At 72.4% G+C, this 14,810-nt stretch carries 13 protein-coding genes and 1 pseudogene; 9 read left to right on the top strand and 5 right to left on the bottom strand.

What is annotated here, in order from left to right; all coding sequences use genetic code 11:
• Positions 1-53 precede the first annotated feature (53 nt).
• The 5 genes from ACFYM2_RS12950 (at position 54) to ACFYM2_RS12930 (ending at position 3,863) form a co-directional block, all read left to right on the top strand.
• On the top strand, positions 54-569 hold the full coding sequence (locus ACFYM2_RS12950) for an NUDIX hydrolase (protein WP_388835885.1): 516 nt from the start codon (positions 54-56) through the stop codon (positions 567-569).
• A gap of 61 nt (positions 570-630) precedes the next feature.
• A complete protein-coding gene (locus ACFYM2_RS12945; RefSeq protein WP_388458934.1) occupies positions 631-1,017 on the top strand; it encodes a YidH family protein in 387 nt (128 codons plus the stop codon).
• Positions 1,017-1,337, top strand: coding sequence for a DUF202 domain-containing protein (locus ACFYM2_RS12940; protein WP_388458932.1), 321 nt, complete (start codon positions 1,017-1,019; stop codon positions 1,335-1,337). The genes ACFYM2_RS12945 and ACFYM2_RS12940 overlap by 1 nt, the downstream gene beginning before the upstream one ends.
• Positions 1,338-1,617: 280 nt before the next feature.
• Complete coding sequence (locus ACFYM2_RS12935) at positions 1,618-2,640, top strand: phosphotransferase family protein (RefSeq protein ID WP_388835883.1); 1,023 nt, start codon at positions 1,618-1,620, stop codon at positions 2,638-2,640.
• An 8-nt stretch (positions 2,641-2,648) separates the two neighbouring features.
• Positions 2,649-3,863 (top strand): acyl-CoA dehydrogenase family protein, encoded by a 1,215-nt coding sequence (locus ACFYM2_RS12930; protein ID WP_359001201.1) that lies wholly within the window; start codon positions 2,649-2,651, stop codon positions 3,861-3,863.
• A 12-nt stretch (positions 3,864-3,875) separates the two neighbouring features.
• Here the strand turns inward: ACFYM2_RS12930 and ACFYM2_RS12925 are convergent, their stop codons facing one another.
• From ACFYM2_RS12925 to ACFYM2_RS12915, 3 genes are all read right to left on the bottom strand, one after another.
• A complete protein-coding gene (locus ACFYM2_RS12925) occupies positions 3,876-4,472 on the bottom strand; it encodes a TetR/AcrR family transcriptional regulator (RefSeq protein WP_388836217.1) in 597 nt (198 codons plus the stop codon).
• Positions 4,473-4,588: 116 nt separating this feature from the next.
• A complete protein-coding gene (locus ACFYM2_RS12920) occupies positions 4,589-6,241 on the bottom strand; it encodes a class I adenylate-forming enzyme family protein (RefSeq protein WP_388835879.1) in 1,653 nt (550 codons plus the stop codon).
• The gene (locus ACFYM2_RS12915) at positions 6,238-7,011 is read right to left on the bottom strand and encodes an SDR family oxidoreductase (RefSeq protein ID WP_388458924.1); all 774 of its coding nucleotides are present in this window, start codon (positions 7,009-7,011) and stop codon (positions 6,238-6,240) included. Before ACFYM2_RS12915 ends, ACFYM2_RS12920 begins: the two co-directional genes overlap by 4 nt.
• Positions 7,012-8,117: 1,106 nt before the next feature.
• Between ACFYM2_RS12915 and ACFYM2_RS12910 the strand changes: the two genes are divergently transcribed.
• Positions 8,118-9,422, top strand: coding sequence for a serine-threonine protein kinase (locus tag ACFYM2_RS12910; RefSeq protein ID WP_388835876.1), 1,305 nt, complete (start codon positions 8,118-8,120; stop codon positions 9,420-9,422).
• A gap of 17 nt (positions 9,423-9,439) precedes the next feature.
• Here ACFYM2_RS12910 and ACFYM2_RS12905 read toward each other — a convergent pair whose 3' ends face one another.
• Positions 9,440-12,220 (bottom strand): penicillin acylase family protein, encoded by a 2,781-nt coding sequence (locus ACFYM2_RS12905; protein ID WP_388835873.1) that lies wholly within the window; start codon positions 12,218-12,220, stop codon positions 9,440-9,442.
• Between the two features lie 551 nt (positions 12,221-12,771).
• On the opposite strand from ACFYM2_RS12905, the gene ACFYM2_RS12900 reads away from it, so the two are divergent.
• The 3 genes and pseudogenes from ACFYM2_RS12900 to ACFYM2_RS12890 form a co-directional block, all read left to right on the top strand.
• Complete coding sequence (locus ACFYM2_RS12900) at positions 12,772-13,383, top strand: hypothetical protein (RefSeq protein ID WP_388835871.1); 612 nt, start codon at positions 12,772-12,774, stop codon at positions 13,381-13,383.
• Positions 13,384-13,445: 62 nt separating this feature from the next.
• The gene (locus ACFYM2_RS12895) at positions 13,446-14,114 is read left to right on the top strand and encodes a 3-keto-5-aminohexanoate cleavage protein (RefSeq protein ID WP_388835868.1); all 669 of its coding nucleotides are present in this window, start codon (positions 13,446-13,448) and stop codon (positions 14,112-14,114) included.
• A gap of 93 nt (positions 14,115-14,207) precedes the next feature.
• Positions 14,208-14,318: pseudogene (locus ACFYM2_RS12890) on the top strand (3-keto-5-aminohexanoate cleavage protein); the annotation flags it as partial.
• Between the two features lie 16 nt (positions 14,319-14,334).
• Here ACFYM2_RS12890 and soxR read toward each other — a convergent pair.
• Positions 14,335-14,796, bottom strand: coding sequence for a redox-sensitive transcriptional activator SoxR (soxR, locus tag ACFYM2_RS12885; RefSeq protein ID WP_359001248.1), 462 nt, complete (start codon positions 14,794-14,796; stop codon positions 14,335-14,337).
• Positions 14,797-14,810 lie beyond the last annotated feature (14 nt).

Genomic DNA, 14,810 nt, shown 5'->3' with positions numbered 1-14,810 from the left:
TGCGGGCTGCGGGCTGCGGGCTGCGGGCTGCGGGCGGATGCTTTCATGGGCCCATGAATCCGGCTGACGAAATCCTGGACATCGTCGACGAGCACGACACCGTGACCGGGCAGGCCCGGCGCGCCGACGTCTACGCGCGCGGCCTTCGCCACCGCTGCGTGTTCGTCCTGGCCTGGGACGCGGCGGGCCGGGTCTTCGTCCACCGCCGCACCCCCCAGAAGCTGGTCTTCCCCTCCCTGTACGACATGTTCGTCGGCGGTGTGGTCGGCGCGGGCGAGTCCTACGACGTCGCGGCGCTGCGCGAGGCCGAGGAGGAGCTGGGGGTCACCGGGCTGCCCCGGCCCGTGCCGCTGTTCAAGTTCCTCTACCAGGACGGGGAGCTGAGCTGGTGGTCATCGGTGTACGAGGTGCGCTGCGAGCTGCCGGTGCGCCCGCAGGTGGAGGAGGTGGCCTGGCACGCCTTCCTGCCGCTCGCCGAGCTGGAGCGCCGCATCGACGACTGGGAGTGGGTGCCGGACGGGCTCGCGGCCTGGCGGCGGCTGCGCGCAGGCGGTCACGGGCCTTCGTGAGGGATGCCGGGCCGATGCCGGGCCGTCGTGAGGGCCGACGGGTAGGGTGCGGCAGGTGATCATGATCGTGCAGACCCTGCGGCTGTGGTTCGCGCCCGGGCGCATCGGCGAGGAGGGCGACACCCCCGACTACCGGTTCTCCCTCGCCAACGAGCGCACCTTTCTGGCCTGGATCAGGACCTCGCTCGCGCTGGTCGGGGGCGGTTTCGCGGTCGATCAGTTCCTGCCGGGACTGCGCTGGGGCGTCCGGGTCGCGCTCGCGCTCGCGCTGCTGGCGTCGGGGGTGCTGTGCGCGCTGCGCGCGGTCAACCACTGGGTGCGGTGCGAGCGGGCCATGCGGCGCGGCGAGGACCTTCCGGTCTCGCGCTTCCCCACCGTCCTCGGCCTGGCGGTGGCACTGGTCGCGGTGGCGATGGTGCTCGTCGTCGTCTTCGGCTGGGCGGGCTGATGTCCGCGCCGGGCGCCGCCCGCGACCCCGGGCTCCAGCCGGAGCGGACCCGGCTCGCGTGGCGGCGTACCACCTTGTCCTGCACGGTGGCGGCCGTGCTCGCCGCCAAACAGGCGCTGCGACAAGGGAGTTCACCCTTCGCCCTGGCGGCGGTGGCGCTCAGCGCGCTGGTCTGGCTCGGCTTCCTTGCCGTGGCGCACCGCCGCATCCAGACCCTGAGCGACGGCGCCCGCCCCCGGGTGCTCGCGCCCCGCGCCGCGCTGGGCGCCGCCGCGTGCACGGTGGCCCTGGCGTCATTCGCCGTCGCGATACTTTTCTGAGCCGGACGCCCGTTCTGAGCCGGACGCCGTTTCTCAACCGGACGCCCTTTGTCAGCCGGACGCCTCCTGAGCCGGACAACCTTCTGAGCCCAACGCTTCCTGAGCCGGACGCTCTTCCTGAGCCCGATGTTTTTCCGGGCCTCCCTCGCCCGACGCGGTTTTTCCGGGCTTCCCTCCCCCGACGCGCCCGCCGATCCAGGGGCCGGCCTGGACGGCATACCGACTGGTCGGTAGCGTATCCCGGTACACGATGACCGACCCCGCTGTGGAGGTGCCGAACATGAGCGCAGTCCCCCCGCCAGGCCTCGATCCGGAGCGGCTGCGGACCCATCTGGACCGCGCACGGCCGGGCCTTGTGAGCGGACCGCTCAGCGCCCGCCTGATCGAGGGCGGCCGGTCGAACCTGACGTATGTCGTCACCGACGGCGCCGGTCAGTGGGTCGTGCGGCGGCCGCCGCTCGGCCATGTGCTCGCCACCGCGCACGACATGAAGCGCGAGCACCGGGTCATCAGCGCGCTGCACCCGACGAACGTCCCGGTGCCCGAGCCGGTGCTGCTGTGCGAGGACGAGTCGGTGCTCGGCGCGCCGTTCTACGTCATGGAGTACGTGGCGGGCACCCCGTACCGCACCGCCGAACAGCTCGCGCCGCTCGGTCCCGAGCGGACCAGGGCCGCCGTGCTCTCCCTCGTGGACACGCTCGTCGAGCTGCACGCCGTCGACCCCGAGGCGGTCGGGCTCGGCGACTTCGGACGGCCGGACGGCTTCCTCGACCGCCAGCTGCGCCGCTGGGGCAAGCAGCTGGACGCCTCGCGCAACCGCGAGCTCGCCGGCATCGACGAACTGCACGCCGCCCTCGGGCGCGACCTGCCGGCCTCGCCCGCGCCCACCGTCGTGCACGGCGACTACCGTCTGGACAACGTCCTGATCGGCGACGACGACCGGATCAAGGCGGTGCTCGACTGGGAGATGTCCACGCTCGGTGACCCGCTGACCGACCTCGGGCTGCTCGTCATGTACAGCGCGAAACTCGACCTGCCCCACTCGCCGGTGTCCACCACGGCGGGCGCCGCAGGGCACCCCTCCCCCGCCGAGCTGATCGAACGCTACGCGGCCCGCTCCGGCCGGGACACCTGCGCCATCTCCTGGTACACGGCGTTCGCCTGGTTCAAGCTCGCCGTGATCCTCGAAGGCATCCACTACCGCTACACCCTCGGCCAGACCGTGGGCGCCGGGTTCGACCGCATCGGCGAGCTGGTCCCCGTCTTCATCGAGCACGGCCTCACCACCCTTCAGGAAGGCTGAACCCCCGCATGGACTTCGCATTCGACGCCCGCACCGAAGAGCTGCGGACCAGGCTCCTCGCCTTCATGGACGAGTACGTCCACCCCGCCGAGACCACCGCGCACGAGCAGCGCGCCGAGCTCGCCTCGCCCTGGGACACCCCGCGCGTGGTCGGCGAGCTCAAGGCCGAGGCGCGCCGCCAGGGCCTGTGGAATCTCTTCCTTCCCGACGCCGAGCACGGCGCGGGGCTCACCAACCTCCAGTACGCCCCGCTGGCCGAAATCACCGGCCGCTCCCCGCAGTTGGCGCCCACCGCCCTCAACTGCGCGGCCCCCGACACCGGGAACATGGAGGTCCTGGCCCAGTTCGGCTCGGACGAGCAGAAGAAGCGATGGCTGGAGCCGCTGCTCGCCGGGGAGATCCGCTCGGCCTTCGCGATGACCGAGCCGGAGGTGGCCTCCTCCGACGCCACCAACATCGAGACGCGGATCGAGCGGGACGGTGACCACTACGTCATCACCGGGCGCAAGTGGTACATCTCCGGCGCGATGAACCCGGACTGCACGATCTTCATCGTGATGGGCAAGACGGACCCGGGCAACGCCGACGTGCGCCGCCAGCAGTCGATGGTCCTGGTGCCGCGCGACACCCCCGGCGTCGAGATCCGGCGCGCGATGCGGGTGTACGGCTACGAGGACCACTCCCACGGCGGCCACGCCGAGGTCGTCTTCCACGGCGCCCGGGTGCCCGTGAGCAGCCTGGTCGGCGAGGAGGGCGGGGGCTTCGCCATCGCGCAGGCCCGGCTCGGGCCCGGCCGGATCCACCACTGCATGCGGCTGATCGGCATGGCCGAGCGTGCCATCGAGCTGATGTGCCGCAGGGCCGTGTCCCGTACGGCGTTCGGCAAGCCGATCGCACAGCAGGGCGTGGTGCAGGAGTGGATCGCGGACGCGCGGGTCGCGGTCGAGCAGCTGCGCCTGCTCGTCCTGAAGACGGCCTGGCTGATGGACACGGTGGGCAACCGGGGCGCGCACACCGAGATCCAGGCCATCAAGATCGCCACCCCGCGCACCGTGGTCGGCATCCTCGACGACGCCGTCCAGCTGCACGGGGCGGGCGGCGTGAGTCAGGACTTCCCGCTGGCCGAACTGTGGGCGGCGGCAAGGACGTTGCGGCTCGCGGACGGCCCGGACGAGGTGCACCAGCGCTCACTGGCCCGCCGCGAGCTGAAGAAGTACCTGTAGCGAAGGGGAGGTTCAGGGGCGCAGCGCGCGCAGCAGCAGGTCGGCGAGGTGGTCGGCGACCTGCTGCTGGGTGAGCGGGCCGCCGGGGCGGTACCAGGTGGACAGGTGGTGGACGGAGCCGAAGTGGTAGTCCACCACCAGGTCGGCCGGGGTCGCCACGGAGAACACGCCCGCCTCCTGGCCCTCTTCGATGAGCGCGCGGAACCGTTCGTGGTAGCGCCGGCGCTCGGCCCGCACCTGCTTGTTCTTCTCCGGGCTCAGTTGGTGCATCGAGCGGAAGAAGATCGCCGCGTCGTCCAGGTTGTCGATGGTGGTCACCACCACGTCGGCGGCCGCCTCGCGCAGCCGCTTCTCGATCGGCTCGTCCGCGTCGGCGAACGCGTCGAGCCGTTCCTGCTGGAGGCGCAGCACCCGGGCGTACACCTCCTGGAGCAGGTCCTCCTTGGAGCCGAAGTAGTGGTAGAGGGCGCCCTTGGTGACGCCCGCCGCCTCGACGATCTCCTGCACGGAGGTGCGGTCGTAGCCGTTCTCCGCGAACAGCCGGGTGGCGGCGGCGAGCAGCCGCTGGGGGACGGGCGTGGTGCCGCTCGTGTCCGTCGCCTTGGCCATCGCCGCCACCTTTCCGTGGTGCTTGCGCGAGGGGCGCTGCCCCCGCCGTGTGCTGGTCGCGCGGTACCGGTCGTGCCGCGCCGGCCGGCCGTTCACGCCGGCCCGCTCCTCGGGCGCTACGCCCGGTCGCGCAGTTCCCGCCTGAGGATCTTCCCACTCGTGGTCTTGGGAAGTTCCGTCAGGATCTCCACCTCGCGCGGGTACTTGTAGGCCGCGAGCCGTTCCTCGCAGTACGCCGCGAGCCGGTCCGGGTCGGCGTCCGCGCCGGGGCGCAGACTGACGTACGCCTTGACGCTCTCGCCCCGGTAGGGGTCGGGGATGCCCACGACGGCGGCCTCCCGCACCGCCGGGTGGGTGTAGAGGACGTCCTCCACCTCGCGCGGCCAGACCTTGAAGCCGGACGCGTTGATCATGTCCTTCATCCGGTCGACCACGTAGAGCCAGCCGTCGCGGTCCATGAACCCGATGTCGCCGGTGCGCAGTTCGCCGTCCGGGAACGCCTCGGCGGTGGCGTCGGGGCGGCGCCAGTAGCCGGGCACCACCTGCGGTCCGCGCACCACGATCTCGCCCTGCTCACCGAGGGGCACCTCGTTGCCTTCGGCGTCGATGATCCGTACGACCGTTTGCGGCCCCGGCACGCCGACCGAGAGCGTGCCGGAGACGGGATCGACCGGGGCCTCCCTCTCGGGCGGGACCGAGGCGCAGGGGGCGGTGCACTCGGTCAGGCCGTAGCCGTTGCGGATGTACGGTCCGAAGTCCGCGCGGAACTTCTCCACCAAGGCGGGCGGCAGCGGGGCGCCGCCCGAGAAGATGAGGCGGAAGGAGGCGAAGTGCTCCCGGGTGACACCGGGAGCGGCCGCGAGCGCCATGAAGGCCGTGGCGGGGCCGACCGTGTAGGCGGGGCGGTGTTCGGTGAACGCGTCCAGGACGACGCCCGGGTGGAAGCGGTAGGTCAGGATCAGGGTGCCCGCGTTGGCGAGGCAGGTCGCGAGTTCGCAGACCATGCCGGTGATGTGGAAGAGCGGCGCGAGCGTGAAGTAGCCCGAGCCTTCGGCTATGGGGTGTCCGGTGCGCTGCCTCTCCGCGTTGTAGGTGATGCCGCGATGGGTGTTCATCGCGCCCTTGGGGGTTCCGCTGGTGCCGGAGGTGTAACTGATCAACGCCGTGTCGTCACCGGATGGTTCCCGCCCCGCCGGAGCGTCGTGCTCCGCCCGGGCGACGGCGATGAGGTCGTCGGCGTCCGCCGGCCGGGGCAGTCGTTCGAAGCCGAGGACGCGCTTGTCGTCGCGGGTCTGGAGGTCGAGTTCGCAGGCGGTGAGCGCGATGCGTACCGGGGAGCGGGCGGCGCTCTCGCGCAGGTACTCCTCCCAGGCCCCCTCGGAGCAGATCAGCGCGGCGGCCTCGGCGTCCGCGAGGACGTGCGCCACCTCGCCGGACTTGTACATCGGGTTGAGCGGCACGACCACGGCGCCGGCCTTCCAGGCGCCGAGCAGGGCGATCACGAAGTGCGGGGTGTTCTGGAGCATGAGCGCGACGCGCTCGCCGCCGGCCAGGCCGCGCTCGGCCAGGTGCCCGGCCACGGAGTCGGACAGGGCGTCGACCTCCCGGTAGCTGAGGCGGCCGTCGAAGTAGGCGAGCGCGGTGTGTTCGGGGGCCCGGGCGACGGCGGCGCGCAGGGAGTGCAGCACCGTTTCGGGCGGGGTGATGTCCGCGCGCTGGGCGGCGCTGAGCTGGGTGAGCCAGGGCCTGGCCGCGTAGATCGAGGTCATCCCGCTTGCGTCTCCCACTTCTGCTGAAGGTGATTCATGTTGGCCAGCCAGCGGTCCGGGGTGGCGGCGCGGGCGGTGTAGTAGTCGGCCACCTCAGGGTGGGGCAGGACCAGGAAGCGCTCGTCGGCCATCGCGGCGAAGAGCGCGTCGGCGACCTCGTGGGGCTCGATCGCGGTGGGCTTGAGCACGAGGTCACCGGCCGTTCCGGTGGCGGCCAGCATGTCGGTGCGTACGCCCTGCGGGCAAATCGCGTGGACCTGGACGCCCCGGTGGCGGTAGGTCAGCGAAAGCCACTCGGCGAAGGCGAGCGCTCCGTGCTTGGTGACGCTGTACGGGGCGGCGCCGATCATGGTGAGCAGGCCGGCGGCGGAGACGGTGGAGACGAACCGGCCGCTGCCGCGCTCCAGCCAGTGGGGCAGCAGTTCGCGGGCGGCGCGGACGTGGGCCATCACGTTGACGTCCCAGGCGGCGGCCCAGACGTCCTCGGGGGCCGCCTGCGAACCCGCCGATCCGAGGCCCGCGTTGGCGCAGTAGATGTCGATGGGGGCGCCGAGCGCGTCGCGGGCGGGGCCGACGACGGTGGAGGCGTCGCCCGGCACGGCGATGGCGCCGATCTCGTCGGCGGTCCTGCGGGCCTTGTCGGCGTCCAGGTCGTTGACGACGACGCGGGCGCCCTCCTCGGCGAATCTGCGCGCGAGGGCCGCGCCGATGCCGCCGCCGGCGCCGGTGACGACCACCGTGCTGTTCTGGACCGCCTGTGCCGTGCTCATGGGGCCGCCTCTCCGCGGGTGCCGTGCCGTGCCGTGCCGGATGCCTTGGCAGACTAACCGGTCGGTATGTCGAGGCGAAACCCCCGCCGTCAACGCGCGGGCCACGTGCGCCCGGCGGGGCGTTCCCCGCACCCCTGACAGGGCTGGTGCTGGCCCACGGGGGCCGCTCGGGGGCAGGGCTCATGCCGGCCCACGGGGCCACCCCGGGGCAGGGCTCATGCTGGCCCATACAGGCAACCTCAGCCTGTCATGGGGGTCCCCCCTGGCCCTTAAGGCCTTGGGGGAGATTGAGGACGAGGCCCTTCAGGCCGAACGGGGTCTGGGGCGGAGCCCCAGGGACCTCGGCTGCGGGCCGTGGGCGGCTGGTCGCGCAGTTCCCCGCGCCCCTGGCGGGACTGGTGCTGGCCTGCACCGGCACCCTCAGCCCGTCCGGCGTTTGAGGACGAGGCCGTTCAGGCCGAACGGGGTCTGGGGCGGAGCCCCAGGGACCTCGGCTGCGGACCGTGGGCGGCTGGTCGCGCAGTTCCCCGCGCCCCTGGCGGGACTGGTGCTGGCCTGCACCGGCACCCTCAGCCCGTCCGGCGATTGAGGACGAGGCCCTTCAGGCCGAACGGGGTCTGGGGCGGAGCCCCAGGAACCCCGGCTGCGGACCGTGGGCGGCTGGTCGCGCAGTTCCCCGCGCCCCTGGCGGGGCTGGTGCCGGCCCGTGTGGATTGTCTCGGGGCAGGGCTCATGCTGGCCCACACAGGCAACCTCAGCCCGTCCGGCGATTGAGGACGAGCGCCTTCAGCGCGAACGGGGTCTGGGGCGGAGCCCCAGGGACCCCGGCTACGGACCGTGCGTGGCTGGTCGCGCAGTTCCCCGCGCCCCTGGCGGGACTGGTGCCGGCCCACCCGGTAGAGCCCAACCCGGCCCCGCCCCCGGCAGGGTTGGTGCTGGGCCACCCGGCATGGCCCGGCCCGGCATCGCGCCCCTGGCCCGCATGGGCATGGCTCGACCCGGCACCGCGCCCCGCCGCGCATCCGCGGTGTCCGGCGTATGGCCAGGTCCTCGCCGTCGCAGGACGATGGAGGACGCTCATCGTCGAGCGGACCGGAGGTCGGGGCATGACGGACATCGGAGTCGAGCCGTACCGGGAGATCACCTTCGACGCGGACGGCGACGCCGATCCCGCCGAGCGCGCCGCCCTGACCGGCGTGGACGCCACGGACCTGGTGCTGTTCGCGCACGGCTGGAACAACACCCCGACCTCGGCCCGGGGCCTGTTCCGCGCCTACTTCGCCGCCTACCCCGCGCTCCTGACGGGCGCCCCCGGCGTACGGCTCGCGTACGGGGGCGTGATCTGGCCCTCGATCCGCTTCGCCGACGAGAACATCCCCGATTTCCCGCACGCCGCGGCCAACGCCCCCGGCCCCGGACTCGACAGCGCGACCGTCGCCGCGCTCAAGGGGTTCTTCCCCGGCCAGGACGCCGCCATCGACCGGGTCGCCGCCTACCTCGCCGAACGCCCGGACAGCGCCGAGGCGTTCACCGACTTCGGGCGACTGACCAGGGGGCTCGTGGCGGCCGGGGCGGGCGCGGGCGCCGGGGACCTGGTCCTGGACGGCACCGCGCCGCCACCCCCCGCGCTCCTCACGGACGACACACTGGAGCTGTGCCGGCGGTTCACGGCCGCGCTCGCCGAGACCGGCATGGACGTACAACCGGGCCCGCCCGGGCCCGCGTTCTCGATCGTCGGCTCGCTGAAGCACCTCTGGGACGGCGCCAAGGAAGTGCTGCGCCAGACGACGTACTACGAGATGAAACATCGGGCCGGCACCGTCGGGCAGCGCGGTCTCGGGCCGCTCATCGGCCAACTCGCCCTCACCAGACCCGACTTGCGGATCCACCTCGTCGGACACAGCCAGGGCGCGCGCCTGGTCGCCTTCGCTCTGAAAGGACTTCCGCCGGGCGCGCGCAACGTGAAGTCGCTGACGCTGCTCGAAGGGGCCTTCTCGCACTACGCCTTCGCCGAGCGGCTGCCGGACGGCCTGGCGGGTTCGGGCGCGCTCAGCGACGCGCAGGCGCGGATCGACGGACCGGTCGTCTCCTGCTACTCGCACCTCGACACCGCGCTCGGCGTGATCTATCCGCTGGCCTCCGCCGTCTCGGGCGACTACGCGAGCGCCCTGCCGGGCCTGGAGAGGCGGTGGTGGGCGATCGGCCACGACGGGATCCAGGCCGTCAGCCCCTGCACCACCCTGACCCTGGCCGAGGCGCTGCGCGACGGCGTGCCCGACTCGGGCTGCGTCAGCGTGGACGCGGCGGCCGTGGTCAAGAACGGCGGCCCGCCCACCGGCGCGCACAGCGACATCTGCCACCCGGAGCTGGTCCGGGTGGTGCTGGCCGCGGGCCGGATCATCCCGACCTGACCCGCGGCACGGGCGTCCTAGCGGTGGCTGGGGAACTCGACGACCTGCTGGTAGGTCGGCCGGTTCTGCCAGCTGATCGCGGACTGCGTGATGCCGCCGAGCGGGCGCTGCACGATGGAGTCGGCGCACCACTGGTCACCGGCCTTGCAGCCGGCGTCCCCGGGGTAGACCTGGGCCGGGGTCTTGGCCATGGCCTGCTTCAGGGTGCTGAGCAGGCTCTCGCGGCAGGCGTCCACCTTGCCGTCACCGCAGTACGCGCGGGCCAGGGGACCCTGGACCGGCTGTCCGAGGACCGTACGCAGATCCTTGTCGGCGTAGCTCCACCAGCCGTACTGGAAGGCGGACCCGGCGTGCGCGCCGGTCGGGCCGTGCCCGGCGGAGGGCGATTCGTCGATGCCGAGGTTGGCGGTCAGGGCGCTGTAGAGGGGGTCACCGAGCCCGGGCCGGAACTCCGCCTCGACCAGCAGCGGCCACCAGGCGTCCATGAGGCGCACCGCGTCGGGGTGGGTGTAGGTGTGTGAGCCCTGCGAGGTCTCGCGACGCTGGGAACCGTCGGCCTGCCAGGCCTGCAACTGCTGTACTGCGGTGGCGAGTTGGGGATCGGTCACGGGCGCCGTGCGCAGCACTTGGAGGAGTTCGGGCAGGACGTCCTCGCCGCGCAGATCGGTGACGGCGGCCTGCGCCATCGCCCGGGTGAGCGAGGACCGGGTGACGCCGCCCTGGGCGACCAGCGCCTTCACACGGTCGTCGAGGAGGTTGGCGCGGTGCACGGAGCCGTCACCGAAGCCGGCCGTGGAGTAGCCCTTGGCCTGCTTGTTGTTCCAGGAGACGTAGTAGTCCTGGCCGGTCGACTGGGGGTGCTGGGCGGAGGGGGTGTAGTCCGCCGTGTTCGCGGCGGGGTCGAAGCCCTGCCACTCATAGGCCCGGTCGGCCTTGACGGGCAGGGACGGGTCGACGTCCGGGTCGCGGACCGGGTTCAGGCCGCTGTTGTAGTAGGCGGCGGTGCGGGAGTCGGCGTAGAACCAGTTGAAGGTGTAGTCGACCGACTGGGCCGCCTCCTGGAAGGACTTGGCGTCCTTGACGAACGTGGGGTCGTTCATCATCTGGAAGCCGATGATCGAGTCGGCCTCGTGGCGGTAGGTGGAGCGCAGCGAGGTGTAGGCGACGGGCTTGCCCGCGACGGTGGCGCGCGCGGTGACGATGCCGTAGTTGGTGCGGTACACCTGCATCCGGTAGGAACCGGCCGCGGTGGTGTCGGCGACGGTCGGCTTCCAGGAGTTGGTCTTCTCCAGCTTCTCCATGGGCGTGCACACGCCCCGGTACACGTAGTGGGTGGCGTCCTGGCACAGGTCCACCGTGTAGGTGTCGGTGATGTCCTGGCCGGCCGACGTGGCCGACCAGGCGTAGTCCTGGCCCCGGCCGAGCTGGACGTACATGCCGACGCCCGCGAAGGAGGCGCCCCGGGCGCTGATGCCGGGGCCCTGGATCTCCTGGAGCATCAGCAACTGCGGCGCGAAGTAACCGGTTTGGGGCCCGAACACCGCCACCGGGTTGCCGCTCGCGGTGTGCGCGCCGGACACCACCAGGGCGTTGGACATGCCGCGCGGCTTGCCGAGGTCGATGCCGGGCAGCGCCCCGCTGTCGTACATGCCCTTCAGCGACGCCAGTTTCCGCGGCACCTTCACATCCGCCTTGGCGCCGGTGACCGCCGAGCCGGTGCGGTCGTAGACGAGCTGTTCGGGCACGACGGAGCCGGTGTCGGGCAGCGCGGCGCCCTGGGGGCTGGCGGGTTTGCCCGCGTACGGGAAGCTGGTGCCGTCGTGGACGGTCAGCACCGCCTCGGGGTCGTCGCGCTCGCGGAAGGACTCCCAGACCTTGGTGCCCTCGGCCACGCCGTACTTGGCCTGGGCGGCCTGGAGCGCGAGCGCGGCCTGCACCTCTCCGCCTCCGCCGCCGCCGAACAGGCCGCCGACCACGGAGGCGAGGGCTATGAGGTCGGTGAGCTTGAAGGGCTGGATCTCCCCCACGTTGGTGACGGAGTCGATCTTCCCGGTGAGGACGTACTCGCCGGGGAAGTAACGGCCGTCCTTGGCCTGCTTGGCATAGGCGTTGATGCCGTCGACGTAGGCCTGCGCGTCGGCCATGGCCTGCTCGCCCCGGGCGCCGTTGGTGGTGCGGATGCGGTCGACCTGGGCCTGGAGATCGGCCTCGGTGTACGGGGCCTGCGGCCAGAATTCCTGTTCGAGGCCCTGGTTGGCGAGCGCGCCGCCCGCGAACGAGGTGAGTTCGCCGCGCCCGATGTGGCGGAAGAGGTCCATGAGCCAGAGCCGGTCCTGGCCGGCCGCGTACCCGGCGCCGTACTCGGTGCCGTACCGCGTGGTGCCCTTGATGTGCGGTACGCCCGTGGCCTTGTCCCGGGTGATGGTGACGTCGGGGCGGGGCGAGGTGGCCGACTGGGCCTGGCCGCTCGGCACGCCGAACGAGGCGTCGTTGAAGAAGGTGTTGAGCTTGTCGTCGGTGAGCGAGGACTGGCCCGCCACCAGGGCGTCGTACTTGCCGAGCTCGTCGTCGCTGTGTGCGGGGTGGGTCCCGAACATCTTGTTGCCCAGGATCTCCACGAGCGTGGCGCTGCCGTTGGCGCCGGGCGGCAGGATGTCGGAGCACTGGCCCTGGCAGAGGTCGCCGTCCGAGGGCTCGGCGGCGCCGGCGGGCAGGGCCGGGCCGAGCAGGGCGGCACACAGGGCGGTCACGGTCAGGGCGCAGGCGGCGGCCCTGCCCCGTTTCACGCGGGCCGTCATGGACCCGAGTCCCTTGGTTTGAGGGGCAGTTCTGAGCCTTGCGGTGCGTCGTCGCATGCGCGCTCCTAGTGGGGGCCGATGCGCGGGAGGCTACTCAGGGGTACGGCGCCGCGTAAGGTGAACATACGTCACCTTCTCCGAATCCCCACACGCCCCCACACACCCGCCGGATCGCACCGGCGCCCGGGCCTGGACCGAGGGCGCCCCTCGAGCCGTACCCTTTCCGCCTCCGCCGACACGCGTATGTCGTCCGGTCCCTTTTCGTCCGGGGCCACTTGGCCGGGGCGAGCGCGGCCAAGTGGCGAGCCGCCTCCCGGCCGGGGGTTCGAGCCGCCCCACGCCGGGGCCCGGGGGCGTTCGGGCAGGTCGGCGGCGCAACCGCCGCATATGGGCCACGTTCTGAGTAGTTCGTGAGAAACGGATTCCAACCCTTGGGGCAGGGTAGGCGAAACCCCCGTAATGGACGTCATCGGAAATTCGATGGAGCCGGATCGCCTTCGGGTACGTCCATTCCTCGACGCCGAAGTACGAGCGACGGAGGTGGCAGGGCCATGGCTGGTTTCCGCAGTCTGGCAAGACAGGTGCGCGACCCGCGCAATGATCTCGCGCTGCGGCGCTATTCGCTGCGCAAGTGCCTGGAGCGGTTCGCCCCTTATGGACACCGGGCGACCTGGGACCATCTGTGCGGCAGGCACCGCATCGGGCCCGAGGACCGGGCTCCCGATCCGGCGCGGCTGGTGGCCGCGCTGGAGGAGCTGGAGGCGGCGCGCGCCGTCTGGCTCGCCTACGAAGTGGAGTTCGCCAGGCGCAGGAAGCGCGAGAAGCACGCGGGCCTGCGCCGCCCGGGCTCCTTCGACGACTGGCACCGGCGCACCTGGGGCGGCTTCGGGGTGGCGTGGTGCGACGACCCCCGTACGCATCCCACCGGGCCGATGGCCGAGGTGCTGGGCCGCATGATCTCGGCCCTGCGGGCCGAACCCGGGACCGCGTGCCCGGTCTGCGGCGGGAGCTGCCTGGTGTGGAGCCAGGAGCTGGCGCACGAGCCGTGGTTCGGACCGGTCTGTTCGGGCTGCGGGATCCTCGTGCCGCAGCCGGTCCTGACCCCCGAGGCCCTGACGCGGGCCAAGACGGCACGGCGCGGAGAACTGGCATCGGTGGCCTGAGGAGCGCGGGGGCGAGCCGGCTCTCCCCCGCGTTGTCAGTGGCCTCCGGCACCATCGGACCCATGATTCAGGTCTGTCTGAACGGAGCTCGCGGCGCGGATGACGGAGCGGCGGTGCCGCTGTCCCCGGCCGCTCTCGCCGAGTCCGCCGAGGCCGCCGTCGCGGCCGGCGCGGCCGAGGTCCATGTCCACCCCAAGACCCCCTGCGGCGGCGACTCGCTCTCACCCCGCGGGGTGGGAGCGGCACTTGAGGCGATACGGGCGGCGGTGGACGTGCCCGTGGGGGTGACCACGGGCGCCTGGGCGGAGCCCGACCCGGCGCGGCGCGTGGAGCACATACGGTCCTGGACGGTGCTGCCCGACCACGCGTCGGTCAACTGGCACGAGGACGGCGCGGAGGAGGTGGCGGCGGCCCTGCTGGACCGGGGCGTGGGGATCGAGGCGGGCATCTGGTCCGGCACCGACGCCACGCGCCGTTTCCTGGCCTCGCCCCACTCCGCGCGGGTGCTGCGTGTCCTGGCCGAGGTGACGGAGACGGGCGCGGGGACCGCCGAGCCCGGGGCCCGCGCCCTTCTCGCCGAGCTGGGCACCGCGCACGGCAGGCCCGTGCTCCTGCACGGCCAGGACGACGGCGCCTGGCCGGTGCTGCGCCTAGGGGGTGTCTGGTGGACCATGGCCGGGGGCGCGGCGTCTGGCACGGCACCTCGCGGCGTTGCCGAATCGCCCCGATAGCTCCGCTATCGAGACGCTCCGGCGCCTTGCGATGCACCGCACCAGACGCCGCGCCCTGACCGACCCTGATCCACCAGACACCCCCTAGCCCTGCGGCTCGGCCTCGACACCCGCATGGGCCTGGAGGACGTACTGACCCTGCCGGACGGCCAACGGGCCCGGTCCAACGCCCAGTTGGTGACCGTGGCGCTGGCCTGCGCGTAACGGGGGTGCGGGACCGTCAGGTCTTGCGCTCGCCCAGAAGGCGGGAGCCGATGAGGCCGGTGCCGAACACGTCGTCCGGGTTGGACAGGACGCAGTTGTCCAGGGACAGGCAGCCGCAGCCGATGCAGTCCGTGAGGTGATCGCGCAGCTGGCCCAATTGCGCTATGCGCCGGTCGAGTTCGGAGCGCCAGGCCTCCGAGAGACGTGCCCAGTCCTCCCGGGTCGGGGTGCGCTCCTCGGGCAGCTCGGCGAGCGCGTCCCTGATGGTGGCCAGCGGGATCCCCACCCGCTGCGCGGCCCGTACGAAGGCGACGCGGCGCAGGGTGTCCCTGCCGTAGCGGCGCTGGTTGCCGGAGGTGCGACGGCTCGTGATGAGCCCCTTGGCCTCATAGAAGTGCAGGGCGGACACGGCGGCTCCGCTGCGGGCGGACAGCTGCCCGACCGTGAGTTCGTGGATCTTCTCTGGAATCTGCGGCACCCCTCGAACCCTAC

This window comes from Streptomyces sp. NPDC006711, assembly GCF_042869775.1.
In the GTDB taxonomy this organism is placed as follows: Bacteria; Actinomycetota; Actinomycetes; order Streptomycetales; family Streptomycetaceae; genus Streptomyces.
The sequence above is the reverse complement of the archived record's forward strand: the minus strand, read 5'-3'. Positions and strand labels throughout refer to the sequence as shown.